Raw genomic sequence first — 24,475 nt, 5'->3', positions numbered from 1 at the left:
ATTGCATCCCCAACTATAGCTTGACCCAACAGTGATCTGGCGAAAAGGGATAGTGCGATGACAGTAACAGTTGGTATTAACGGATTTGGCCGCATTGGACGCTGCACACTTGCCCATATCACAGAAGCCGCACGCAACGACGTTCAAGTCGTCAAGATCAATGCAACAGGACCGATCGAGACCAACGCCCACCTACTGAAGTACGACAGCATCCATGGCCGGTTCGGTCATCCTGTGACGGTGTCGGACAGCACGCTTGATCTGGGGCGCGGCCCGATTGATGTCATGTCGACCTATGACCCGGCCGAGCTGGACTGGGGCGGCGTTGACGTGGTTCTGGAATGCACCGGCAAATTCAACGACGGGCAGAAATCAGACGTCCACCTGTCGCGCGGTGCAAAAAAGGTGCTGATCTCGGCCCCTGCCAAAAACGTCGACCGCACGGTTGTCTACGGCGTGAACCACCGCGACCTGATGGCTACCGAACGGATGGTGTCCAACGGGTCCTGCACGACCAATTGCCTCGCTCCGCTGGCCAAAGTGCTGAATGAGGCCATCGGGATCGAGCGCGGCATCATGACCACAATCCATAGCTATACCGGCGACCAGCCGACGCTGGACCGGCGTCACAGCGACCTGTACCGGGCGCGGGCGGCCGCGATGGCGATGATCCCCACATCCACGGGTGCCGCAAAGGCTTTGGGCGAAGTACTGCCAGAACTTGCAGGCAAACTCGACGGCACCGCAATCCGCGTGCCAACACCCAACGTCAGCGCCGTTGATCTGACGTTCGAGGCGGGCAAATCCGTCACCGTCGCCGACGTGAACGCGATCATGCAAGAGGCCGCAGGCGGCTATATGGGCATGGTCATGGCATATGACGCCGAGGCCAAAGTCAGCATCGACTTCAACCACACGACGCAAAGCTGCATCGTTGCCCCCGATCAGACCAAGGTTGTCGGCGGCAAAACGGTGCGGGTGCTTGCGTGGTACGACAATGAGTGGGGCTTTTCAGCCCGGATGGCTGATGTTGCAGCGACAATGGGGCGGCTGCACTAGTCACTGCACCACCTATGGTCTGTGGGGCTTTGCCAATCCTGCGGCGGCGCGCTAGACCGACAGCATGACAAACCCAATCGCCATCTTTCTTGGGGCCCTCATCATCGGGTTCTTTGCGCTGGATCATTTTGTCCTGCACTGGAACCTGCCAGTCCTCGCCATGCAGGCGCTGGCGAAAATAACTGCCTATATCGCCTTCTGGCGCTGACCGGTTTCGCACATCAAAGGTTGACCTTTGCGTGTAAATCGCAATGTTAGCGCCAACATTACTCTAGGGAGAAGTGATTATGGCCGTGAAAGTAGCAATTAACGGATTTGGACGCATTGGCCGCAATGTACTGCGCGCCATTATTGAAAGTGGCCGCACAGATATTGAGGTTGTCGCGATCAATGACCTCGGCCCGGTCGAAACGAATGCGCACTTGCTGCGTTTTGATAGTGTCCATGGCCGGTTTCCCGCCACTGTGACGACAACCGACAGCACGATTGACGTTGGCCGTGGCCCGATGCAAGTCACAGCCATCCGCAATCCGGCAGATTTGCCGTGGGCAGATGTGGACATCGTGCTGGAATGTACAGGCATTTTCACCAGCAAAGAGGCATGCCAGGCGCATCTGGATAACGGATCATCGCGGGTTCTGATCTCTGCCCCCGGAAAAGATGCTGACAAGACAATTGTCTACGGTGTGAACCATGATGTGCTGACGTCCGATGATATCGTCGTGTCCAACGCATCCTGCACGACCAACTGCCTGTCACCGGTCGCCAAGGTCCTGAATGATGCAATCGGCATTACAAAGGGCTTCATGACGACAATCCACAGCTACACCGGCGATCAGCCGACCCTTGATACGATGCACAAGGACCTGTACCGCGCGCGGGCTGCTGCCCTGTCGATGATTCCCACATCAACTGGTGCCGCCAAGGCCGTCGGGTTGGTCCTGCCAGAGTTGAACGGCAAACTGGACGGCGTCGCCATCCGCGTGCCCACCCCGAACGTGTCGGTGGTTGACCTGACCTTTGAAGCAAGCCGGGCGACGACACCCGAAGAGGTCAACAATGCCATCATCGCCGCCGCGGACGGCCCGCTCAAGGGCGTGTTGGGCTACACCGACCTGCCGCTGGTGAGTTCGGATTTCAACCATGACCCCCATTCGTCAGTGTTCCATCTGGACCAGACCAAGGTCCTTGATGGCAATATGGTGCGGATTTTGACGTGGTACGATAACGAATGGGGCTTTTCCAACCGGATGGCCGACACTGCCGTCGCGATGGGCAAACTGCTGTAAGTCTACAGGTCCATTCATGCAAAAAGCCGGTCCCAAGGGCCGGCTTTCGCGATTCCTGCGTTGGCGTGTCCCACGCGTTTCAAGGTTGGTGCATTCACCTTTTATAGCGCGCGACCAGGCTTTCGTTCACTGCCGGTGATACGAATTTCGACACATCACCATTCAGTCGCGCGATTTCCTTGACCAGCTTCGATGCGATCGACTGGTATTGCGCCTCTGCCATCAGGAACACAGTCTCGATACTGTCGTCAAGCGCGCGGTTCATGCCAACCATCTGATATTCATACTCAAAATCTGCGACGGCACGCAGACCGCGGATGATGACACTGGCCCCCACATCGTGCGCGCAATTGATCAGCAGATTTTCAAAAGGATGTACGGTAATCTCGCAGCCGGTTGCATTTGCCAACGGGGCGCACTCGGATTTGACCATTGCCACCCGCTCTTCAAGGTCGAAAAGCGGCCCCTTATCACGGTTGATGGCAACCCCAATCACCAGCTTGTCAACGAGCGAGCAAGCCCGGCCGATTATATCCATATGCCCAAGTGTGACCGGATCAAAAGTACCGGGGTAAAGTCCTGTGCGCATGCTGCTCCTCGCTCATTGGCCGCGTTGTCGTAAGCAACATGACTTTGGGTTGGAATTCAAGCGCCGCCTAGTGGCCCATGATCATTCCTTCCAGCGCGTCTTTCTCCATCGACAGTTCAGAAAGCCGGGCCTTGACCACATCCCCGATTGAGATCAGGCCGATCATCTTGCCGTTTTCCATCACCGGCAGGTGGCGGAAGCGTCCGTTCGTCATGAGCTCAAGCACAGTGTCGGCACTGTCATGCGGTCCGCATGTGATCAATTTTGATGTCATCATGCCCGAGACCGGCTCGTTGAGACAGGCCACGCCGCGACTTCCCATCTCGCGCACGATGTCACGCTCTGACAGGATCCCGTCAAGCGACTGGCCATCTTGGGAAACGACCACCGTACCGATGCGTTTTTCCGACAGCAGTCGTACAGCATCATTGACATGGTCTGTCGGTTTCACCGAAACCACACCAACGTCGGCTTTTGACTTCAAGATTTGGGCAACGATCATCGACGTACTCCTTAACACATATTCAATAACTTGAGGGTGTCAAAACAAATGGCCGCCTGTCAAGCGTGCAACGACATTTCAGGGTTCGCCCCATGAATGTATGCACTGCAAAAAAGCCGTCGAATCGGCTGTTTACCGCCAATTCCTAATCAGCCAGCATCTTCCCAAGATAATGCACGACCGGGGTGATCAATTCCACGTCGTCCCAATAGGAACCATGCGAGAGCGGGTCCCATTGCTGCACGCTGGGGCTGCCAAGGTGGACTGGCACGTCGCGCAGGTAACGGCCTGAAACCATTTTGCTGTAGGCAGGTGCCGATGGCCCCATCGGATAGGCGAGTATGTCTTTCTTGTCGTAGAAATTCTGCCACCACGTCACGATCTGGCGGTGTTCGGGCAAGTCGCCGCCGGGATAGTCAATGGGTTGGATTTCCTCTTGTTTGTGCGCAAACAGGAAAATCGGGATGTTGCAACCGAATGTCATCAGTCCGGCCACCGTGCTCATATTTTGCAGGGGCGATCCAAATCGTCCCTGCCCAGTGCAAATCTTAAACCGCTGCAAATCATAGATATAGTTCGAAATGATATGCCCCCCAAGCGAGTGGGCAAGGATCAATAATTGACCGTCTGGACCAATCTCTTTTTCAATCTCACGGACGGCCGTTTCCACCCGGCTGTGAATCTGTTCGTAGATCGCCAATGATCTGTCTGCGGTTTTCCGGTACGCGGCGCCATCGGACATTGCCGACAAGACAAATGCGCGCACGACATCCGAACTGGTCTTGTCAGAGATTTCGGCAAGATAAGCTAATTGTCGGACACTCAGGATATCCGCCCAAAACACCTCTCTCCAGACGACCTGATCGGCCTGATCGCCGAGTTTACGTTTGACCCGACGCGCCATATCTTTGGAGAATGAAAGTTCGTCGACATTCGCTGGACGGGAATGGGCGCTGCTACCCACGCCATGGATCACAATTACACCTGTCTTTGGGTTGGGCACCGATGATTCCTTTTTTGCTGGCACCTCTTATCCACACACAATGATAATCAATCGCTAACACCCAAAGGCTTGCCATTTCGCCCATGACGGCCCAAGAATATGAACGAGCGTTCAATTCACAGGCGGAGGGTGACCCATGGACTTTGCATTAACCGAAGAGCAATCGGCGATATTCGACATGGCCCAAAGCTTTGGCGCAGAACACATCGCCCCACATGCCCGCGATTGGGAAGCCGCCGGGACTATCCCAAAGCCGCTTTGGCCCGAGCTTGCCGCACTTGGGTTCGGGGCACTTTACGTGTCTGAATCGGCTGGCGGGTCGGGGTTGTCGCGACTGGATGGCACCTTGGTCTTTGAGGCTTTGTCACAGGCCTGCCCATCTGTTGCGGCTTTTCTTTCGATCCATAACATGTGCGCCAAAATGATCGAAAACTATGGCTCTGACGAGATGCGCGCCGATGTCCTGCCCAAAGCGATCACCATGGAAACCATACTGTCCTATTGCCTGACCGAACCCGGATCAGGCTCGGACGCCGCCGCACTGCGCACCCGGGCTACCCGCACAAACGAAGGGTACAGCCTGACAGGCAGCAAGGCATTCATCTCGGGCGGCGGTTATTCGGATGCCTATATCGTCATGGCCCGCACCGGCGACGATGGGCCAAAGGGGATCAGCAGCCTGCTTGTCCCAAGCGACGCGCCCGGCCTGTCATTTGGCGCGCTCGAGGACAAGATGGGCTGGCGGTCGCAGCCCACACGGCAAGTCCAGATGGACGACTGCAAAGTCCCCGGCGGGAACCTGTTGGGGCAGGAAGGCGACGGTTTCAAATATGCCATGGCCGGTCTGGACGGCGGGCGGCTGAACATTGCCGCCTGTTCACTTGGGGCCGCCCAATCCGCCCTCGATCAGACGCTGGCCTATATGAAGGAACGCAAGGCTTTCGGCAAATCCATTGACCAGTTCCAAGGTCTCCAATTCCGCTTGGCAGACGCGGAAATCGCGCTGCAATCCGCCCGCACCTTCCTGCGGCAGGCCGCCTGGAAGCTGGACGCAGGCGCCCCTGATGCCACCAAATTCTGCGCAATGGCCAAGAAGCTATGCACCGAAGCAGGCAGTCAAGTCGCGGATCAATGTCTGCAACTGCATGGGGGCTACGGCTATCTGGCCGACTACGGGATCGAAAAGATCGTGCGTGACCTGCGTGTGCATCAAATCCTTGAGGGCACCAACGAGATTATGCGTCTGATCACAGCACGCCACCTGCTTCAATAAAGACAGCTTTTCCCATGCCTGATATTTCCATCCGCAAAGCCGGACGCACTGGCCGGATCACCCTGAACCGCCCCAAGGCGATGAACGCCCTCACATGGGACATGTGTCTGGCAATTGAACAGGCACTGGATTGCTGGCGCGATGATGACGCCGTGCAAATGGTCCTCATCGATGCGATGGGCGACAAGGCCTTTTGCGCAGGCGGCGATATTGCCGAGATGTATGCGACCGCCACGCAAGGCGACTATGACTATGGTCAGCGGTTCTGGCGCGATGAATATCGGCTGAATGCCAAAATGGACGCCTACCCCAAACCCATCGTGACCTTCCTGCAAGGGTTCACTATGGGGGGTGGTGTCGGTGTAGGCTGTCATGCATCGCACCGGATCGTATGCGAAAATAGCCAGATTGCGATGCCCGAATGTACCATCGGGCTGGTGCCTGATGTGGGCGGGTCATTGCTGTTGGCCAAGGCGCCGGGGCACTGGGGGGAATATCTGGGGCTGACTGGCACGCGTATGGGTCCTGCCGATGCCATTGAGGCCGGTTTCGCTGACTCATTCGTTGCTAGTTCCGCGTGGGACGCGTTGAAAACCGATCTGGAGGCGTCAGGCGATCCTGCAATCATCAATGCGCACACAACAGCACCCGACCAAGGGACACTGTCCGCACAGACCGCCTTGATCAACCGCCATTTCTCGGCCACGTCCCTGCCCGACATCGCGAGGTCACTTGCATCTGACGACAGCGACTTTGCCCAAGCGGCACACAAGGCCCTGACCCGAAACGCGCCGCTTGCCATGGCAACGGCGCTGCGCATCATTCGGGCTGTGCGCACAGCGCCTTCAATCCGCAACGCATTGGATCAAGAATTCCGCTATACCTATCGCTGCGGCGCACAGGGCGACTTTGTCGAAGGAATCAGGGCAGCCATCATCGACAGGGACCGCACTCCGAAATGGCAACATGCCAGCTTCGATGCGGTGCCAGAGGAAGAAATCGCAGCCATGCGCGCCCCGCTTGGGGAGGCCGCACTGCAATGGGAGGACACACAATGAAAATCGGTTTTATCGGTCTGGGGAATATGGGGGCGCCGATGGCGGCAAACCTTGCCAAATCGCATGAGGTCACGGGTTTCGACACGGTCGCGGCGCCAGAGGGAATTGCGCTGGCGCAAAGTGCGGCTGACGCGGCCAGAGACGCAGACGTGGTAATCACCATGCTGCCAAACGGCGACATTCTGCGCCAAGTGGCCGCGGAAATTCATCCTGCAATGAAAAGCGGTGCAATCCATCTGGATTGTTCCACCGTGGACGTGGAAAGCGCGCGGGCGGTTGCTGCACAGGCGCAAGGGAACGGGTTGTCGGCCATCGATGCCCCCGTGTCAGGCGGCATTGGCGGTGCGACCAACGGCACGCTGACATTCATGGCAGGTGGCCCTGCGGACGCATTTGCAACGGTGCAACCACTGTTCGACATCATGGGGCAAAAGGCGGTGCATTGCGGCCCCGCTGGCAACGGGCAAGCGGCCAAGATCTGCAACAACATGATCCTTGGGGTCACGATGATTGCCACCTGCGAGGCGTTCGTGCTGGCCGACAAGCTGGGACTGGACCGGCAGGCAATGTTTGACGTGGTCAGCACATCGTCAGGTTACAGCTGGTCAATGAATGCCTACTGCCCTGCCCCCGGCATCGGTCCGCAAAGCCCCGCTGACAACGACTACCAGCCCGGTTTCGCGTCTGAACTGATGCTCAAGGACCTGCGGCTTAGCCAGATGGCGGCAGAAGCCGCCGATGCGGACACGCCCATGGGTCAGGCGGCAACGGCGCTCTATCAACAATTCGTCGAAGAAGAGGACGGCAAGGGCCGCGACTTTTCCGCCATGCTCCCCCGTTTCGAAAGCCGGCATCGCGGCTCGTAAAATCCTTTGGTGCTTTGCAACTGTCGCGTTAGTCTTCCCTTACGTCACCACCCTAAACGGTGACACCATAGGGAGGAAGTTGAATGAACGACCGTATGCGATTTGGAATTTTTCTGGCACCGTTTCACAAGCCGGGCATCAATCCGACATTGGCACTTGAGCAAGACCTTGAACTGGTGCAATGGCTCGACCGTTGCGACTATGATGAGGTCTGGTTCGGCGAACATCACTCTGCCGGGTCCGAAATTTCCGCCAGCCCCGAACTGATGATCGCCAGTGCTGCTCCGCGCACCCGGCGGATCAAGCTGGGCACAGGCGTGGTGTCGGTCAGCTATCACAACCCCCTGTGGGTCGCCGAAAAGATCGTGCAGCTCGATCACCTGACGCGCGGGCGGGCTATGTTGGGGCTAGGGCCGGGGTCCTTGCCCACCGATGCGGCCATGATCGGGCTCAGCCAGAAAGACACGCGCGGCCTGCTGGCCGACGGTCTGGACATTATCACCCGCCTGCTACGGTCTGATGAACCGGTCAATTTCGAAAATGACCGCTGGACCCTCAAGGATGCGCGCCTGCACCTGCGGCCCTATTCCAACTTTGATCTGGCAACTGCCGCCGTCGCCTCGCCCACGGGGCCGAAACTCGCTGGCAAATACGGCACAGGCCTGATCTCGATCGGGGCCACAACCGCCGCCGGGTTTGACGCGCTTGCTCTGCACTGGGACGTGATCGAGGAAGAGGCGCGGCATCACAAACAGCAGGTGGACCGGTCAAAATGGCGGCTTGTTGGCCTGTGCCATATCGCGGAAACCGCCGAACAGGCGCGTCGGGATGTAGAATACGGGATTGAACATTGGTTCAACTATTTTCAGGAAATCGCGGCCTTCCCGCAGATGTCGATGCCGGGCCAGAACGCCAAAGAGATGATTGATTTCATTAACGACAGCGGCTTTGGGGCCATCGGCACACCCGAGATGTGCAAGGCGCAAATTGACCGGCTGTGGAAACAATCCAACGGCGGATTTGGTGCCTATCTGATGCTGGCGCACAACTGGGCGAATTTCGACGCAACGCGTAAGAGCTACGAACTGATCGCCCGTGAGGTGTTCCCGCATTTCCAAGGGCAGCACATGTCAACGATGAATGCAGCGATGCGCGCCCAGAAAATGCGGCCCGAACTGGCAGAAATTCACGCCAAGGCGGTCGAGACGGCGCAGGAAAACTATGCGGCCGAAAAAGAAGGCCGGGCAGCCAAGGCCGCCGAGCCCGCCGAGTAGCCGCCGCCCCCAAATGCCGCATCGACTGGTGCGGCATTTCGCGACAGACAAACCGATCGCCGAGGTCCGCTCAGCGGGACCTTCCCGACATTCGCTGCGGCTGCGCCAAGGTCGGCTCTGGAGGAACGACTGCGTCAAGAGCGGCGGTTGTTGGCTGAAGTGGAGAATGCAACTGCCGGGCGAACAAGATCGTTGTTTTAGCCGTTAAGCCCGCAAATTGAGCTTTGACAGCTTCGGGTGACAGATCGGTCGTCGGGCGGCCCGCAAAATGATCCTACCCATTTCTCCGAGGACGGTGATCAAACCTCACGGTTCTACATCATCTGTTGAGGTGGGTGTCTGCCAGTCTGCGAGGCTCATCTTCTGGCTGGCTTCGACATCCACCAAACGAATTTCCGTTTTCGAAAAAATCAGTTGTTTGTTGATCTTGGGAAAGTGGGCGATGTCGAACCCTGAACTTTCGCCGCCCATCAGATACACAAGGTCGTCGTCGAATGGATTGGTTAGATGATGTGGCGGACCGTACGGCGCAGGGAAAGCCATCATGTCGCCCGGACCGACTTCGATCGTATCTTCTCCGATCTCTGCGCGACCATGACCTGACAGGATGACCAGGAACTCTTCATCCCGCTCATGGCGATGAAATAGAAAGCTTTCTTTGCCAGGAGGCACGCGCGCGACATAGAGGGCCAGGCGCTGCAATCCGAAAATCGGTGACAGGCGCCTCAGGAAAACGTCCGAAGCGGGATTCAGCGGATGCCGAATGTGCACTTCTTCTAACGATTGGACGGCCGCAGCCGAAAGATGGCTGGCAGCACTGGTCTGCGACGCCACCGCATTAGCCTCCCTTGACCGACTTCATCGCCCATGCCCGCGCGGTCAATCGCACGGGGCCGCCTTGATCGAGCTTCTCTACAAGGCGTGCCTTCAGGGCTTCACGTTGCTCATCCGAAAGGCTCATGCAGTAGCCGGGCGCCGGGCCCGCACCCAAGGTGAACGGGTGCCAGAACGCTTCGAAATCGGGAAACTCGGTGACGATCTCGATTGGGGCGATTTCGGCATCTGCAAGACCGGCATCCGAACACAATTGGCCCAAACCCTTGGCCGTACAGAAAGGAAACCGCGCACCTTCGTCCAACTCAGACGCCTTTGGATCGAGTGAGGCTGCCGCCTTCCAGAAAGCGTCAATGAACCCTATTCCTCCACCCGGATAATCCCAGACATAGAAAGACAGGATACCGCCCGGGCGAAGAACACGCTGCATCTCAATCAGGCCTTCACGACGATCGGGAACGAAGTTCAGGACAAGCGCTGACGTGACGATATCGAGGCTTCCATCTTCTCCGGGTAGGTTCTGTGCCGTAGCCTGCCTAAAGCTTGCCCGAGTGTCATCGATCGTCTCGCGGGCGTGATTGACAAAGTCCTCGGACGCGTCGGTTGCAAGGATCGATTTCGGCTCATAATCCTGCAATATCGCCGAGGTCAGGGCACCTGTTCCGCAACCGATTTCCAGCCAATCGGCCGACTTTTTCGGTTCAAGCCAGATCAGGAATTCTTTCGCGACCATCCGGCTCCATCGGCCCATATAGTGTTCATAGCTTTGGCCCGCACTCCAAGAGTCGAAATCTGATTGTGTCGGCATCTTAAACCCCCCGGAGTCAGCGGAACGCGACGTTGAAATCGCGAGCCTTGCATCACTCCTATACCACAAAACTGCTTCTAAGTCCGCAACTTGCTCGAAGCCGCCCGTTTAGCACTTTTGTCTTACAATCTAAGCATGTGCTTTCTGACAGGCCGCGTATCAAAAACCGTCTTTTCTGTAACTCCCGGAAATGCGACCGAAATCAATCAAAAATATTTTGTCACAAACCCTTGGCAAAACTCACTGTGGTTTTGTCATGTTTTTGGCCGCATCCGAGGAGCGGACGTTGGCGTAAGGTGCAGCATCTAGTACTTTGGGCTCAAAGCTGCCATCGGGCGTTCCAATTTCAGGCAAGGTCTGTGCGCGACACAGTCACCATGATTTCGTCAGCTGCAATGTGCCTTTGCCATCATCATATGCACGCCCTTGCAGCCGTTGACCGTCTGGGTGATCCGCAGGTCACCTGCCAGACTGCAGAGCATATAGGCTTCTTCGCGGGTGATGCCGGCCCGCGCGCTGACCTTCACGATCATGTCACGCAGCGCCATCTGCACGCAGACGTCAAGATCAGGGTCCATGCCCATGGTGATCAGATGGGTCGGGGTTTCAGCAAAAGGGTAGCAGACGTCCAGATCCTTGCGCACGGTCAGGCGGAACCGCCCCTTCAGGGCCGTTTCGATGGCCGTCACGCAGACTTCGCCATCGCCTTGCGCACCGTGCCCGTCGCCTGCCGAAAACAGCGCTCCATCAACATTGACCGGCAAAAACAAGGTTGTCCCTGCCACCAGTTCCTTATTGTCCAGATTGCCGCCATGCACACGCGGCTCAATCGTCGAAATCCGGCCCCATCCCGGCGGTGGGGCCACGCCCATCACCCCGAAGAACGGGCTGAGCGGCAGTTTCAATCCCCAGGGCATCGTCGCTTCATTCCGGTCGGCATCCAGCGGAATGATCGTGCGATGACGAGCGTTGAAATCATAAGGCAGCGTGCCCGCCAAGGGCCGGATCATGTTATATCCCCAATCCTGCCGCAACTGCACATCGAGAATATCCACCTGCAACAGATCGCCGGGGGCAGCACCGGCCACGGCAACCGGCCCGGTCAGGATATGACCCGGCATCGCGGGCACGCCCCGGGCGTGGATTTCCAGCAATTCTGGGGGTACGTGAAAACCGTCACCCGGCAGCATATCGGGCCCGCCAGAGACAGTCTCAAGCGTGATTTCATCACCGCTTTGCACTTCGATGACAGGGGTCATGCCGGCATCGAAATATCCCCAATGACAGGTCTGCGGGCTGGCTTGCAAGTCAGTCATGCGGGCAACCTTTGTTCGGCCAGCGTCACCCAATAGGACGCGCCTGTCGGGATGATCGCATCGTTGAAATCATATTCGGGGTGATGCAACCCCTTGCTGGGGCCATTGCCGATCTGGATATAGGCACCCGGACAGGCCTGAAGCATATAGGCGAAATCCTCGCCGCCTGTGGTGCGCGGGGCTTGCGTGTCGCAGTCCCCGGCCACGGACTGCGCGGCCATCGCTGCAAAGTCGGTCTCTGCGGGGTGATTGGACATGATCGGATAGCCATTTTCGGGCCAGTCAACCTCAGCCGTCGCGCCATACGTCTCTGCGGTCAGGGCGGCGATGGATTTGAGCCGCGCTTCGATGTTCTTGCGGACAGCCGCGTCAAAACTGCGCACAGTCCCGCGCAAAGTCACCGTTTCGGGGATCACGTTAAAAGCCTCGCTTTCGGTGCGAAACGACGTGACGGACACGACGGCCGCCTGCTGCGGGTCGGTGTTGCGCGACACGACCGATTGCAGGTTCATCACCAGCGCAGAGGCTGCCAGCGTGGTGTCGATCACATTGTTGGGGCGGGCACCATGGCCACCTTTGCCGGTCACGGTAATCTCGAAGATATCGCACGCCGCATAAAAAGGCCCTGATCGGATGGCAAACGCCCCTTCGGGCAGCAATGGCGAATTATGCATGCCGTAGACTTCGGAAATGCCGAACCTGTCAATCAGCCCATCCTCGACCATGGCAAGCGCGCCTGCCCCGCCCTCTTCGGCCGGTTGGAAGATCACGGCGACAGTGCCGTCGAAATTGCGGGTCTCGGACAGATATTGCGCGGCCCCCAGCAGCATCGCCGTATGCCCGTCATGGCCGCAAGCATGCATCTTGCCAGGCACAGTCGAGGCATGGTCGGCCCCCGTCGCCTCTGTCATCGGCAGCGCATCCATGTCGGCACGCAGGCCAATGGTGCGCCCCGATGTATTGGTCTTGCCATGGATCAGGCCAACGACACCGGTGCGGCCAATACCCGTCACGACCTCATCACAGCCGAAGGCGTGCAGCTTGTCGGCGACAATCCCGGATGTGCGGTGCGTGTCATACAGCAATTCGGGATGCATATGGAAATTATGCCGCCATGCGGTGATGTCGTCATGCATTTCGGCAAGTCGGTTACGGATTGGCATCTGTGGTCCTTTCAATATCGCGCAGCACAAGATGGCCCGCCGCAACGGTGTCGTAAAGTGATTGTGCAGGCGCATAGCTCAGCGGATGCATCGGTGACGGGATCGGGCGGAAGTTCAAATCCCCCTCCAGCTTGCGCTTGGCGGGGTCGGCAATCGGCACCGCCTGCATCAGCGATTTGGTGTAGCTGTGCTGCGGGTTTTCAAAGATCGCAGCGCGTGGACCGATTTCAACGATTCGGCCCAGATACATCACGGCCACATGATGGCTGATCCGCTCGACCACCGCCATATCGTGGCTGATAAACAGAAACGACAAGCCAAGGTCAGCCTGCAATTCCATCATCAGGTTCAAGACCTGCGCCTGCACCGAGACATCCAGCGCCGACACGGCCTCGTCCGCGATAATCAGTTTGGGCGACACCGCCAGCGCGCGTGCAATCGCGATCCGCTGCCGCTGGCCACCAGACAGTTCATGTGGAAAGCGGCGCATGTAATCGCGCGGCAGTTCCACCCGGTCGAACAATCCTGCAACCCTGTCCTGCAATGCTGATCCGCTGGCCAGTCCGAAGTTGCGCAGCGGTTCGGCCACCTGCGCAGAAAGCCGCATATAAGGGTTGAGCGATGCAAACGGGTCCTGAAAGATCATCTGCATCTGCCGCCGCAATAGCCGCAGGTCGCGGTGGTTCGCCGCCAGAATATCCTTGCGATCGACGATGACAGAGCCTGATGTCGGCTCCACCAGCCGCAGGATCGACCGTCCGCAACTGGATTTGCCGCAGCCGGATTCGCCCACCAATGACAGGGTTTCGCCTTTGTTGAGCGTGAATGTCACGTCCTCCACCGCGTGCACATTGGCCACATGGCGTCGCAGGGGGCCGCCTTTGACTGGAAAGTATGTTGTCAGGTTTTTGACTTCCAACAATGGTTCTGGGTGATCTTGTGGGGTCAATGGCTTTGGCGCGGATGTATCGCCCACCAATCGCATTGGTTCCGGGGCCGCTTTGCCGCGCATCTCGCCCAGACGCGGCACAGCGGCCAGCAGCGCCTTGGTGTAGTCGGCCTTGGGGTTGGCAAATATGTCGGCCACCGGCCCCTCTTCCACCACGTCACCGCGATACATCACGACAACGCGGTCGGCGATCTGCGCCACCACAGCCATGTCATGGGTGATGAACATCACCGCCATGCCGGTTTCGCGCTTCAGCCTGTTGATCAGGGCCAGAATTTCAGCCTGAATGGTCACATCCAATGCGGTTGTCGGCTCATCCGCAATCAGCAGGCGCGGCTCACAGGCCATCGCAATGGCGATGACAACGCGCTGCCGCATCCCGCCGGACAATTCGTGCGGATACTGTTTCAGGCGGCGTTCCGGTTCGGGAATACGCACATCCCTGAGCAGCTCCAACGCACGTTCGCGCGCGGCCTGCCCGGTCATCCCCCGATGCACCCGCAAGCCATCCGTCAACTGCCGCTCAATCGTGAAAACCGGGTTGAGCGATGTCATCGGTTCCTGAAAGATCATTCCGATTTCATCGCCGCGAATGTCGCGCATGGTGTCGCCATCCGCTTGCGCCAGATCAATCGGCCCATCGTCGCGTTGCAGCGTCATACGCCCGTCAACGATGGTGCCGCCGCCAAATTCCACCAAACGCATGAGCGACAATGACGTGACCGACTTGCCGGACCCGCTTTCGCCCACGACGCAGACCGTTTCACCCGGATTGATGGCAAAGCTTACGTCCTTGACGGCCGCATCCGTCCCCTTGCCAAAGGTGACCCGCAGCTTTTCGATGTTCACGATGGGCGTCATGGGTCTGTCCTCGGGTCCAGCACATCGCGCAGCACATCACCGAACATGTTCAGCCCCAGCACAGTGATGGCCACGGCAGCCCCCGGCACCAGCGCAGTCCAGGGCGCTATGTCCAGATAGTCACGGCTGGCCTGGATCATCAGGCCCCAGCTTGCGTCTGGCGGCTGCGTGCCCAACCCCAGAAACGACAGCCCCGCCTCGGCCAAGATCGCAAAGGCCAGACTGATCGTCCCCTGTACGATGATTGCAGGCATGATATTGGGCAGGATATGGCGGATGATCATTTGCAGGTCGGTCGTGCCAGCGGCACGCGCGGCTTCCACATAGGGCATCTGCGCCACGCGCAGCGCCTCGCCCCGGATAATGCGTGCCAGAAACGGGGTGAACGCGATACCAATGGCGATGATCGTATTGGTCAGGTTCGGCCCCAACACCGCACTGATCGTCAGCGCCAGCAGCAACGCGGGAAAACTCAGCAGCGTATCGACCAGCCGCATCAGCACATTGTCGATCACCCCGCCAAAGTACCCCGATATAATCCCCAGCGGCAGACCAATCACAATGCTCATCAGCACCGCAGCCCCCGCAATCATGACAGAGGTTTGCGCGCCAAGCACAACCCGATAGAACAGGTCACGGCCCAGCTGATCAGTGCCAAAGATGTGGTTCAGCGTTGGTCCGGACAGGCGTGCGCGCATGTCCATCTGCGTTGCAAATGTGTCTGGGATAAAGAGGGGCGCCAGCAATGCAATCAGAAGCATTATCAATACGATAGCCGCCCCGACTAGTCCTTTGCCTGAAAGAAACCTGCGCATCAGGCCATCCTGATCCGCGGGTCAATCAGCATATAAAGCAGATCGACAAAAAGATTGGTCAGCATGACAACGGCAGCAATCACGAAAACCGTGCTTTGGATCAGTGGAATGTCACGGTTCAGCAAGGCCTGATAGGTCAGCCAGCCCATGCCGGTATAGTTAAACAGACTTTCCACCACGATGATCGATCCGAACAGATAGCCCACTTGCAAACCTGCCACGGTGATCACAGGGCCGATGGCATTGCGCAGGCCGTAGCTCCAGACGACCTCGCGCTCTGCCAGCCCCTTGGCGCGGGCCACGCGGATGAATTCCTGCCCCAGAATACCAATCATGGTGGATCGCGTCATGCGCGTCAGATGCGCCATCAATCCCAGCCCCAGCGCCAGCGACGGCAGAAATGCATGGCGGATTGCCCCCAGAAAATCATCGGCAGGATGCACAAAGCCGCTGGAAGGAAACCATCCCAGATAACGCGCAAACAGCAAAATCAGCATGATCCCCCAGAAGAAATCCGGCAGGCTGACACCAATCAACGCCGATGTGCTGGCGGTACTGTCCTGCCAGCGGTCGCGGTTGATGGCTGCCCAGACCCCAAGCGGAATGGCACAGGCAAGGGCAATGGCCATCGACATCACCACGATCACGCCGCTGGCCACCGCCTTTTGCGCAATCAGCGGGCCGATGGCTTCTTTGAACACTAGCGACCGGCCCCAGTCACCTGTCAGCAAACCGCCAATCCAACGGCCATATTGCACAATAAGCGGATCGTTCAGGCCAAGACTTTCGCGCAAGCCCGCCAACGCCTCTGGGTTGGATTGCGTGCCCATGATCATCATCGCCACGTCGCCGGGCAAGATGTTCGTGACGGCAAAAGTGATCACTGAAATCAGGAACAGCGTCAGCAAGACCGACAAAAGGCGGTTAAGAAGATAGGCCATAGCGGCTTTCCGGCTGGGTAAGAAACGGTCCGGACGCAAACCGCCCGGACCGGTCGGATCAGGCGTTCAGCCAGACCTTGTGGAAGTTCAGGTTCGACCCGTTGGGATGCACAATCGTATCAAGCCCGCCCACATCGGGTTGCGCCCCGATGGTGCCATTGCGGAACCACAAGATGATATCATGGGCCTCGTCAAAGACGCGCTGCTGCACGGCCTTGTAGATATCGGCGCGGGCTACCGGATCAACGGTGATGCGCGCCTGTTCGGTCAGCGCGTCAATTTCGGGGTCATTGATGCCGCGATAGTTGAACGCCCCAGTTGAGTTGAACAGGCTGTAGTAAAGGAAATCAGGCTCCCACAATGTGAAGAAGTTCATCATGGTCATCTGGTAGTCCTTGTCGACCCAACACTGCGACAGCCAGTCTGCCCATGTCAGCTGTTCAATCGTCAGGTTGACACCGGCCATACGGAACCATTCCACCAGTATCTGCGCACTTTCGATGTGGTAGGGATAGTTCGTCGTGGCCTTGAACACGATATCAAGGCTGCCTTCGGGATAACCCGCCTCATCCAGCAATGCACGCGCCCCTGCGATGTCCTGGCTGCGCTGCGTCAGATCACTGTTGTAGCTGGCGGACGTCGGATAGCTGGGCGAAGCGGTCACAGCGCCCTGCCCCCAAAGCGCGCCCTCCAGCAGCACCTCCTTGTCGATGATCATGTCAAAGGCGCGCCGCACCCGCGCATCCTGAAACGGCTCAAACGTGTGGTTGAGGTTCACAAAATCCCAGTTCAGCGGGAACCATTTGACCACCTGCAATTCACCCGCGCTCTCGATCTCGGCCATGCGGTCAGCGGGGATATCGTTGATCATATGCAACTCACCAGTGCGCAACCCGGTCAGGCGCACGGTCGGTTCGGGGATTTCGCGGGCAATCACCTTATCCAGATAGGCGGGGCCGTCCCAATAATCGTCGAAGCGCTCAAGCTCGACCTCATTGCCGAATTCACGGCGGACGAATTTGAAGGGGCCCGCCCCGATTGGCATCTCACCTTGGGTGTCACCGCTGCCTTCCGGCATGACAACGCCCGCTCCATTTTCAGCCAGACGCGACAGGAACGGCGCGTTGACAGTGTTCAGGGTCACGATCACCGTTAGCGGGTCCGGCGTTTCGATGCTTTCAACGGCATTGAACACCTCGAAATTGACGGCGCCGGTGTCGGGGTTGGCGCAACGTTCGAACGAATATTTCACATCCGCCGATGTCATTTCAGCGCCATTGTGGAACATCACGCCAGGGCGCAGGTTGAATGTATAGACCAACCCGTCCTCGCTTTGCGCAAAGCTTTCAGCCAGCATCGGGATGACGTTCAGGTCCTTATCCACCGTCACAATCGAATTATGCACGTTCTGCAAAACGCGTCCGGTCGAGGCGGTCCCCGTCTGGTGCATATCAAGGTTCTGGGTCGTCTCGGAATGGCCCCAGATCAGGGTGCCCCCCGTCACCGGCGTTGTTTGCGCCGATGCAATCATCGGTGCAGCCCCCGAAAACAGGGTCGCGCCGAACAGCGTTGTCGTATTCTTCAGAAAATCTCTGCGTTTCATAACTTCATCTCCTTGTGCGTGGGTCGTGTTCGCCACGGCCCTGTTCTGATTGAGATGCCCGATTGTGACGGATCGTTGTTATTAAGTCGGGAAAGTGGGCCGCCGTTCCGCGACCCCCAGTTTCTGCTCAAGCGCCATGCCGAGGTTCAGCAGCGGCCCTTCATCGAATAATTGCCCCCAAAGCGAGATGCCGTGCGGGACGGTGAATGTCTTTTCGCCTGCGGCCTCGCCGGTGGTCAGTTTGCCTGCACCAAGTGACGCAGCGGTCCGGCTGGCGATATCTTCAAAACCTGCGCGGATGTGCAGACAGGGGTGGCCCGTAAAATTCGAGGCCACGAGCATTGGCCCGGTCGAAAATGGCCCGATCAGCGCATCGACCCCGCTCATCATCTCGGCCACAGCCTGCATCACGCGGTAGCGGAGTCGGTCCGTTTGCACCAAATCCACCGCGGAAATGAACCGCGCCTTGCGGAAAGTATTGGGCCACGCCCCTTCGTCCTGCCATGTCAGCGTATCATCTGTGTCCTCCAGCGTCAGCGCCTCAAAGGCTGCTGCGGCTTCTGCATAGACTGTCATCATTAGCGACGCATAAGGCAAATCCTCTATCGTGACTTCCTTGACGGTGATCCCCAGATCGCGCGCCGCAGCAAGGGCCGCACGGTCCACATCTGTGGCCCCTTCCTCGAACGCCTCTGGCAGGTAGCCAAGGGTCATGCCGTCAATGCCGGCAGTTGCGTCAAATTGAAACGGTGCCGCGATTGACCCACGATCAGCTGCGTCCCCGCCGTTCAGTGCGGCCAACACCAGCCCCGTGTCTTCCACAGACCGGCAAATCGGGCCGACCTTATCCAGCGACCAGCAAAGCGCCATTGCACCGGCCCGACTAACCCGGCCAAATGTCGGACGCAGCCCTGTTGTGCCACAGCGCTGCGAAGGCGATGTGATCGACCCAAGTGTTTCCGTCCCGATAGAAAAACCGCAAAGCCCGGCCGCCGTTGCCGATGCAGACCCGGCACTAGACCCGCTGGACCCTTCGTGCAGGTTCCATGGGTTTCTGGTCCAGCCACCATACCACAGGTCATTGTATGCCAGCGCACCAAGGGTGGTTTTACCAATCAATACCGCACCTGCCGCCCGCAATCTGGTTGTTACCGTGGCGTCGCTATCGGGCACCCGGTCCTGAAACGGCTCTGCCCCCCAGCCGGTGATGATGCCCTTGGTGTCAAACAGATCTTTCAGACCGTAAGGTATACCATGCAGTGGCCCCAGCCAGACACCCGCCTGCAACAGACTGTCCATTGCCGCAGCCTCGGCGCGGGCCAAATCGGGCGTGACGGTGGCGAAACATTCCAGCTTGGGGTTCAGTGCTGCGATCCGCTCAAGATAAAGCTCGGTCAGCGCGGCAGAGGTGATCTGCCCCCTGCGCACCCATTGTGACAGATGGGTCAGCGGGGCAAAGGCGATATCTTCGGGGTCCGATGGCAGCGGCGCCGAAGGTTCGGACAATTGCAGCGCGTCAACGCCGTGGGGCATCGCAAATCCGGGCAAACGGGGGTCAAACCGGCAGGCCATCGGCGTGCCATTATCAAGCGGAAGCGTGCGGCGGGCAATGGCCAGATCACGCTGCCCATCCAGATTGCCAACCATCTGCGCCCGCTCACGCGCGGTATAGGCAAGGCCCAACAGGCGTTCTGCCCCAGCAATATCCGCTTCCGAGATTGTCTCTGTCATGTCACGTCCCCTTTTGCGAAATTAAGGTTTCCGTCCGATCTGACCAGTGGCCGCGGCCAGTACCAATGGCAGATTATGACGTCTGATCAATTTTTCATCTTTTTTCTCAAGTCTTTATCCATCGCTGGGCAATTCAGTAGCAAATGACCGGCTCTTGCGGCCTTCCGCCTTGCGCCGCACCTCCTCTGCGGCAATGGCCGCATCGACGCTTGCGCGGTCGGTCAGCCCCGAAAAATTGTCTGCCGTTGGCAGTATCTTGGCAAAATGCAGGTATCTTTCGCCCGCAACGTCCAGCAAACGGCGCAACTCTGCCAGCGGATCGGGATGGTCATCGGCGCGGATGTCAAGCCACGGGTAATCCTCGGTCCGGTGAATGCAAAGGGCGGCGGATTGCGTGCCGCGCTTGTCGCCACCTGCCGCAGCACCTGCTTCCATCGCGGTCAGCAGGCGTTCGGCAAAGGGCAGATCCATGTGCGCATTGTAGCAGGCCAGCGTTTGGGCCACCACATCCGGGCCTGCCAGCATATTGCCCGCGACCGATACGCTGTCGCCAGTCGCATGGCCCGCCCAGTCGATACATTCCGCGCCCGTATGCGCGGCAACCCGCCCTGTGCTGTCAACCATATGAAGCTGGCGCTGCGCACGTCCCCCGTCACGCCCAATCATATCCGTCAGCACCGCGTCCGCCGTTTCACCCGCCGCCAACCGGTCGGCCCCTTCAAGGCCAAACAGCGGGTTGATGAAAGCTTGCGTCGCGACGGCACATTTGCCGCCACGAATATGCGGGACCAAGGCACCGACCGCAAAAAACCGGCTGGCCACGGCAACACCATATGCGCCGGTTTCAGGGTCACGCGCGACAATGGAATAGGTCATCGCTAGCGCCCCACCGCATAGGCCTGCATCAGGCGCGGGGTCGCCGCTGCACGCAGCAACCCGTCAGGATCGCGGCTGGCAGCCGTCAATCTGCCCACCGTCCATGGTTCGGCCACCTGCAGATCATGGCCGCGCGCCCTGAGGTCGGCAATCACCGCATCGCCAAAGGCAGGTTCCACCATCAGGTGGCCGGGCTGTGTGGCGCGCGGATAGAATGACGCCTGAAAATGGCTGGTGTTGAACAGCGGCGCATCAATGCCCGCCTGCAAATTCATCCCGCCATGCACAAGTCGCAGGAACAGGATCAGCTGCCATTGGTCCTGCTGGTCCCCCCCTGGTGTACCAAAGGCAAGCGACGCTTTCCCGTCCCTACCCGCCATCGACGGCGAAAGTGTCGTGCGTGGCCGCCGCCCCGGAGCCAGTGACGTAGGCAACCCTTCGGTCAGCCAGAACATCTGTGCGCGCGAGTTCAGCGGCATCCCCAACCCCGGCACCACGGGCGAGGATTGCAGCCAGCCCCCTGATGGCGTGGCCGAGATCATGTTGCCCCAGCGATCGATCACGTCGATATGCACGGTATCGCCGCGCTTTTCCGACAGATGCGCCATCGTCGGCTCGCCCGCGCCCGCGCCGGGGCCAGCGACCACATCCTTGCCCGCGCGCTTGATCGCCTCTTGCGTCCAAAGGTCAAAGCCGTCGATTTGTCCGGGCCGTTGTTCGAACGACGCTTTCGGCCCGATCAGCTTTTGACGGTCCGCGCCATAGGCTTTGGACAAAAGCGTTTCAGTCGGAATGTCGGTGTGCGTCGGGTCGCCATAATAGGCTTCGCGGTCCGCAAAGGCGAGCTTCATGGTCTCCGCCACCGTATGCACAAAATCCGCGCCATTCAGGTCCATCTGGTCGACCCCGGACCCGTCCAGGATACGTAGCGATTGAAGGAATGTCGGCCCTTGGGTCCACATGCCCGCCTTCCAGACCGTCCAATCGCCGTAATCAACCGAAAGCGGGTCCTCATAGGTTGCCTGCCAGCCAGCCATATCCTGCCCCGTCAGAACGCCCTTGCGGCGCCCACCGGCGGCATCCATCACACAGGCCTCTTTAATCCAATCGTCAATCGCTTCGGCCACGAAACCTTCATAGAAGGCCCTGCGCGCAGCTTCGATCTGCGCTTCGCGGCCTGTCGCAGCCTCAGCCTCGGTCAGGATGCGATCGTAGGTATCGGCTAATGCAGGGTTACAAAACAGGCTTTCCGGGGCCGGTGCAGACCCACCTGGCAGCCATGTTTCATATGACGTGGGCCATTCATCACGAAAGAAATCTGCCAGCCCCTCAATCGTGGCGGACACGCGGGCCAAGGTCGGGTGCCCGTGGCGGGCATAATGAATGGCAGGCTCCAGAATATCGCGCAGCGGCAATCGCCCGTGATCGCGCAGCATCAGCATCCATGCACCAAACGCGCCGGGAATAACTGTCGCCAGCAGGCCAGAGCCGGGGATCATATCCAGCCCCTCGGCCTTGTAATGTTCAATCGTCGCACCGGCGGGGGCCGTTCCCTGCCCACAGACGACGCGCGGCGCATCCTCGCCCGCGATCTGGACCAATGCGGGCATGTCACCAAGCGGCCCGCACAAATGCGGCTCCACCACTTGCAGCACAAAGCCCATGGCAGCCCCTGCATCAATCGCCGTGCCGCCCTTTTCCAGAATAGACATGCCAACGGTAGAGGCAATCCAATGCGTCGATGTGGCAACACCAAAAGTGCCAAGGATTTCCGGGCGGGTTGTGAATTGCATGGGTGACTTCCTTAATTCAAAGAGACGCTATCAATGGTCGCGCGGGTCCAGCGCATCGCGCAGACCGTCGCCAAACAGGTTAAAACCAAGAACCACCAGAAAAATCGCTATGCCGGGCCACATCGCCATCCACGGAGCTTGCTCCAGAAATGCTTTGGCGGTGTTCAGCATGGACCCCCAGCTTGGCGCGGGTGGCTGCTGGCCAAGGCCAAGAAAGGACAGCGACGCCTCGGCAATGATTGCGGTTGCGATGGTCAGCGTGGCCTGTACCAACAATGGCGGCACAATGTTGGGCAGCACATAGCGCCAGATGATGGCGGGGTGTGTCAGGCCAACGGCATGGGCGCCTTCGACGTAATCCTCTGTCACCACCAGCATGGTTTGCGCGCGTGCAAGCCGGATGAAAATCGGGACCGCCGACAGGCCAATCGCGATCATCGCATTCGTCAGGGACGGGCCCAGAAACGCGGCCAGCGCGATGGCAAGGATCAGGAAAGGTGCGGCCAGCAGCGCCTCTGTCAGGCGGCTGATTACCGCGTCGGTCCAGCCACGGCAGTAGCCCGCCAGCACACCAAGCGGAATGCCGATGGCCAGTGCGATCGCCACGGACACGACACCGGCAAGCAGTGAAGCCTGCGCGCCCCATATCATCCGGCTCAGGATATCGCGGCCAATCTCGTCCGTGCCCAGCCAATGCGCCGCAGAGGGCGCTTTGCGCACAGCCCCCCAGTCAGTTTCCGCAGGTCCGGGGATCGGCAGGACAGGGGCCAGCAGGGCCACGATCACAAAGACACTGACAAGCCCTGCCCCGAACATGGCCGACCTGTTGCGACGCAACTTGGCCCAGACACGGCTTTGCTTGGGCGGCAAGACCGCGACGGTTTCGGCGGGCGTATCTGTCACGGCGCTCATTGATCGCTCATCCTTGGATTCAACACGCGGTAAAGCGCGTCAGACAAAATGTTCATCAAAACAAAGGCAATCGCGGTACACAGCACGATGCCCTGCACAACGGCATAGTCACGATTGAACACCGCATCGACGACCAGCTTGCCAAATCCGGGGATAGTGAAAATCTGTTCGGTCAAAACGGCACCGGCAAGCAATTCACCGAAAAGCAACGTAATCACAGTGACGACCGGCACCAGCGCGTTGCGCAGTGCATGTTTCATGACCACCCGTTTTTCCGACAGCCCCTTGGCGCGGGCGGTGCGCACGTAGTCGGATTGCAGGACCCCCAGCATCGCCGAACGCGTGTGCCGCATCAACGTGGCCGCCAGCCCCGTGCCAAGCACAAAGGCAGGCATCAGCATGGTTCGGATCGATTGCAGCGGGTCGTCCGTGAATGGCTGATATCCCGACGCGGGTAGCCACCCCAGTTTGACCGAAACCAGCAGGATCATCATGATTCCCAGCCAGAAATTCGGCACCGACAGACCCGAAAGTGCGACAACATTAGCCAGCCAGTCGATCCAAGTGCCCTTGTGATAGGCCGAAATAATGCCTGCGGGCACACCAATGACAACCGCAATGACCAGCGCCATGATCGCCAGTTGGAACGTGACAGGCAGCTTTTCGGCAAGCAGCGTCAGCACCGGCTGCTGGGTGCGCAATGACACCCCCAGATCACCCGTCAGCGCATTCCCGATCCAATTGAAGTATTGGACGTAAAGCGGGTCATTCAAACGATATTTTTCCCGCAGAAATTCGAGGATTTCCGGATTGCGGTCCTCACCGGCAAGCGCCAGCACCGGATCACCCGGCAGCAGTTTCTGCAAGAAAAACACAAGCACCGAAATCAGCACGATCGTCGGGATCGCCACCAATAACCTGCGTCCAATGAAGCTGAGCATCCAAATCCGCTTTCAGATT

The 24,475-nt window shown here is 58.8% G+C and carries 23 protein-coding genes; 7 read left to right on the top strand and 16 right to left on the bottom strand.

Annotated features, from left to right (window positions below):
* Positions 1-57: 57 nt before the first annotated feature.
* From gap (C8N45_RS03725) to gap (C8N45_RS03720), 3 genes are all read left to right on the top strand, one after another.
* Positions 58-1,059, top strand: a complete 1,002-nt coding sequence (gap, locus tag C8N45_RS03725) for a type I glyceraldehyde-3-phosphate dehydrogenase (RefSeq protein ID WP_108384827.1) — start codon at positions 58-60, stop codon at positions 1,057-1,059.
* 64 nt (positions 1,060-1,123) lie between these two features.
* Positions 1,124-1,267 carry a hypothetical protein gene (locus C8N45_RS23120; protein WP_168769388.1) on the top strand — a complete coding sequence of 48 codons (144 nt, stop codon included), beginning with the start codon at positions 1,124-1,126 and terminating at the stop codon, positions 1,265-1,267.
* Positions 1,268-1,346: 79 nt separating this feature from the next.
* Positions 1,347-2,348 (top strand): type I glyceraldehyde-3-phosphate dehydrogenase, encoded by a 1,002-nt coding sequence (gene gap, locus C8N45_RS03720; RefSeq protein WP_108384826.1) that lies wholly within the window; start codon positions 1,347-1,349, stop codon positions 2,346-2,348.
* 94 nt (positions 2,349-2,442) lie between these two features.
* Here the strand turns inward: gap (C8N45_RS03720) and coaD are convergent, their stop codons facing one another.
* From coaD to C8N45_RS03705, 3 genes are all read right to left on the bottom strand, one after another.
* A complete protein-coding gene (gene coaD, locus C8N45_RS03715) occupies positions 2,443-2,937 on the bottom strand; it encodes a pantetheine-phosphate adenylyltransferase (protein WP_108384825.1) in 495 nt (164 codons plus the stop codon).
* A 67-nt stretch (positions 2,938-3,004) separates the two neighbouring features.
* Positions 3,005-3,439, bottom strand: a complete 435-nt coding sequence (locus C8N45_RS03710; RefSeq protein WP_108384824.1) for a CBS domain-containing protein — start codon at positions 3,437-3,439, stop codon at positions 3,005-3,007.
* A 145-nt stretch (positions 3,440-3,584) separates the two neighbouring features.
* Positions 3,585-4,442 carry a hypothetical protein gene (locus C8N45_RS03705; RefSeq protein WP_133175931.1) on the bottom strand — a complete coding sequence of 286 codons (858 nt, stop codon included), beginning with the start codon at positions 4,440-4,442 and terminating at the stop codon, positions 3,585-3,587.
* A 136-nt stretch (positions 4,443-4,578) separates the two neighbouring features.
* On the opposite strand from C8N45_RS03705, the gene C8N45_RS03700 reads away from it, so the two are divergent.
* From C8N45_RS03700 to C8N45_RS03685, 4 genes are all read left to right on the top strand, one after another.
* Positions 4,579-5,715 (top strand): acyl-CoA dehydrogenase family protein, encoded by a 1,137-nt coding sequence (locus C8N45_RS03700; protein ID WP_108384822.1) that lies wholly within the window; start codon positions 4,579-4,581, stop codon positions 5,713-5,715.
* Between the two features lie 14 nt (positions 5,716-5,729).
* The gene (locus C8N45_RS03695; protein ID WP_108384821.1) at positions 5,730-6,773 is read left to right on the top strand and encodes an enoyl-CoA hydratase/isomerase family protein; all 1,044 of its coding nucleotides are present in this window, start codon (positions 5,730-5,732) and stop codon (positions 6,771-6,773) included.
* On the top strand, positions 6,770-7,639 hold the full coding sequence (gene mmsB, locus C8N45_RS03690) for a 3-hydroxyisobutyrate dehydrogenase (RefSeq protein ID WP_108384820.1): 870 nt from the start codon (positions 6,770-6,772) through the stop codon (positions 7,637-7,639). The genes C8N45_RS03695 and mmsB overlap by 4 nt, the downstream gene beginning before the upstream one ends.
* An 83-nt stretch (positions 7,640-7,722) precedes the next feature.
* A complete protein-coding gene (locus C8N45_RS03685) occupies positions 7,723-8,913 on the top strand; it encodes an LLM class flavin-dependent oxidoreductase (RefSeq protein ID WP_108384819.1) in 1,191 nt (396 codons plus the stop codon).
* Between the two features lie 306 nt (positions 8,914-9,219).
* Here C8N45_RS03685 and C8N45_RS03680 read toward each other — a convergent pair whose 3' ends face one another.
* The 13 genes from C8N45_RS03680 to C8N45_RS03620 all read right to left on the bottom strand — a co-directional run bounded on the left by C8N45_RS03680 (position 9,220) and on the right by C8N45_RS03620 (position 24,456).
* Positions 9,220-9,747, bottom strand: a complete 528-nt coding sequence (locus C8N45_RS03680) for a cupin domain-containing protein (RefSeq protein ID WP_108384818.1) — start codon at positions 9,745-9,747, stop codon at positions 9,220-9,222.
* Between the two features lie 4 nt (positions 9,748-9,751).
* The gene (locus C8N45_RS03675) at positions 9,752-10,555 is read right to left on the bottom strand and encodes a class I SAM-dependent methyltransferase (RefSeq protein WP_108384817.1); all 804 of its coding nucleotides are present in this window, start codon (positions 10,553-10,555) and stop codon (positions 9,752-9,754) included.
* Between the two features lie 386 nt (positions 10,556-10,941).
* A complete protein-coding gene (locus C8N45_RS03670) occupies positions 10,942-11,871 on the bottom strand; it encodes an acetamidase/formamidase family protein (RefSeq protein WP_108384816.1) in 930 nt (309 codons plus the stop codon).
* Positions 11,868-13,034, bottom strand: a complete 1,167-nt coding sequence (locus C8N45_RS03665; RefSeq protein ID WP_108384815.1) for a M20 aminoacylase family protein — start codon at positions 13,032-13,034, stop codon at positions 11,868-11,870. Before C8N45_RS03665 ends, C8N45_RS03670 begins: the two co-directional genes overlap by 4 nt.
* The gene (locus tag C8N45_RS03660; RefSeq protein WP_108384814.1) at positions 13,021-14,844 is read right to left on the bottom strand and encodes an ABC transporter ATP-binding protein; all 1,824 of its coding nucleotides are present in this window, start codon (positions 14,842-14,844) and stop codon (positions 13,021-13,023) included. The genes C8N45_RS03665 and C8N45_RS03660 overlap by 14 nt, the downstream gene beginning before the upstream one ends.
* Entirely contained in the window at positions 14,841-15,659 is an 819-nt protein-coding gene (locus C8N45_RS03655; RefSeq protein ID WP_108384813.1) for an ABC transporter permease, read from the bottom strand. Before C8N45_RS03655 ends, C8N45_RS03660 begins: the two co-directional genes overlap by 4 nt.
* Positions 15,659-16,600, bottom strand: a complete 942-nt coding sequence (locus C8N45_RS03650; RefSeq protein ID WP_108384812.1) for an ABC transporter permease — start codon at positions 16,598-16,600, stop codon at positions 15,659-15,661. The genes C8N45_RS03655 and C8N45_RS03650 overlap by 1 nt, the downstream gene beginning before the upstream one ends.
* Positions 16,601-16,658: 58 nt before the next feature.
* On the bottom strand, positions 16,659-18,203 hold the full coding sequence (locus C8N45_RS03645) for an ABC transporter substrate-binding protein (RefSeq protein ID WP_108384811.1): 1,545 nt from the start codon (positions 18,201-18,203) through the stop codon (positions 16,659-16,661).
* A gap of 81 nt (positions 18,204-18,284) precedes the next feature.
* The gene (locus C8N45_RS03640) at positions 18,285-19,934 is read right to left on the bottom strand and encodes an amidase (protein ID WP_108384810.1); all 1,650 of its coding nucleotides are present in this window, start codon (positions 19,932-19,934) and stop codon (positions 18,285-18,287) included.
* 114 nt (positions 19,935-20,048) lie between these two features.
* On the bottom strand, positions 20,049-20,810 hold the full coding sequence (locus C8N45_RS03635) for a DUF1028 domain-containing protein (RefSeq protein ID WP_108384809.1): 762 nt from the start codon (positions 20,808-20,810) through the stop codon (positions 20,049-20,051).
* A 2-nt stretch (positions 20,811-20,812) separates the two neighbouring features.
* Complete coding sequence (locus tag C8N45_RS03630; protein ID WP_108384808.1) at positions 20,813-22,603, bottom strand: gamma-glutamyltransferase family protein; 1,791 nt, start codon at positions 22,601-22,603, stop codon at positions 20,813-20,815.
* A gap of 30 nt (positions 22,604-22,633) precedes the next feature.
* Positions 22,634-23,515, bottom strand: a complete 882-nt coding sequence (locus tag C8N45_RS03625; RefSeq protein WP_108384807.1) for an ABC transporter permease — start codon at positions 23,513-23,515, stop codon at positions 22,634-22,636.
* Entirely contained in the window at positions 23,512-24,456 is a 945-nt protein-coding gene (locus C8N45_RS03620) for an ABC transporter permease (RefSeq protein WP_108384806.1), read from the bottom strand. Before C8N45_RS03620 ends, C8N45_RS03625 begins: the two co-directional genes overlap by 4 nt.
* Between the last annotated feature and the right edge of the window lie 19 nt (positions 24,457-24,475).

Origin of the sequence: Yoonia sediminilitoris (genome assembly GCF_003058085.1) — a bacterium.
GTDB lineage: Bacteria > Pseudomonadota > Alphaproteobacteria > Rhodobacterales > Rhodobacteraceae > Yoonia > Yoonia sediminilitoris.
This window is presented reverse-complemented; position numbering and strand designations above follow the sequence as displayed.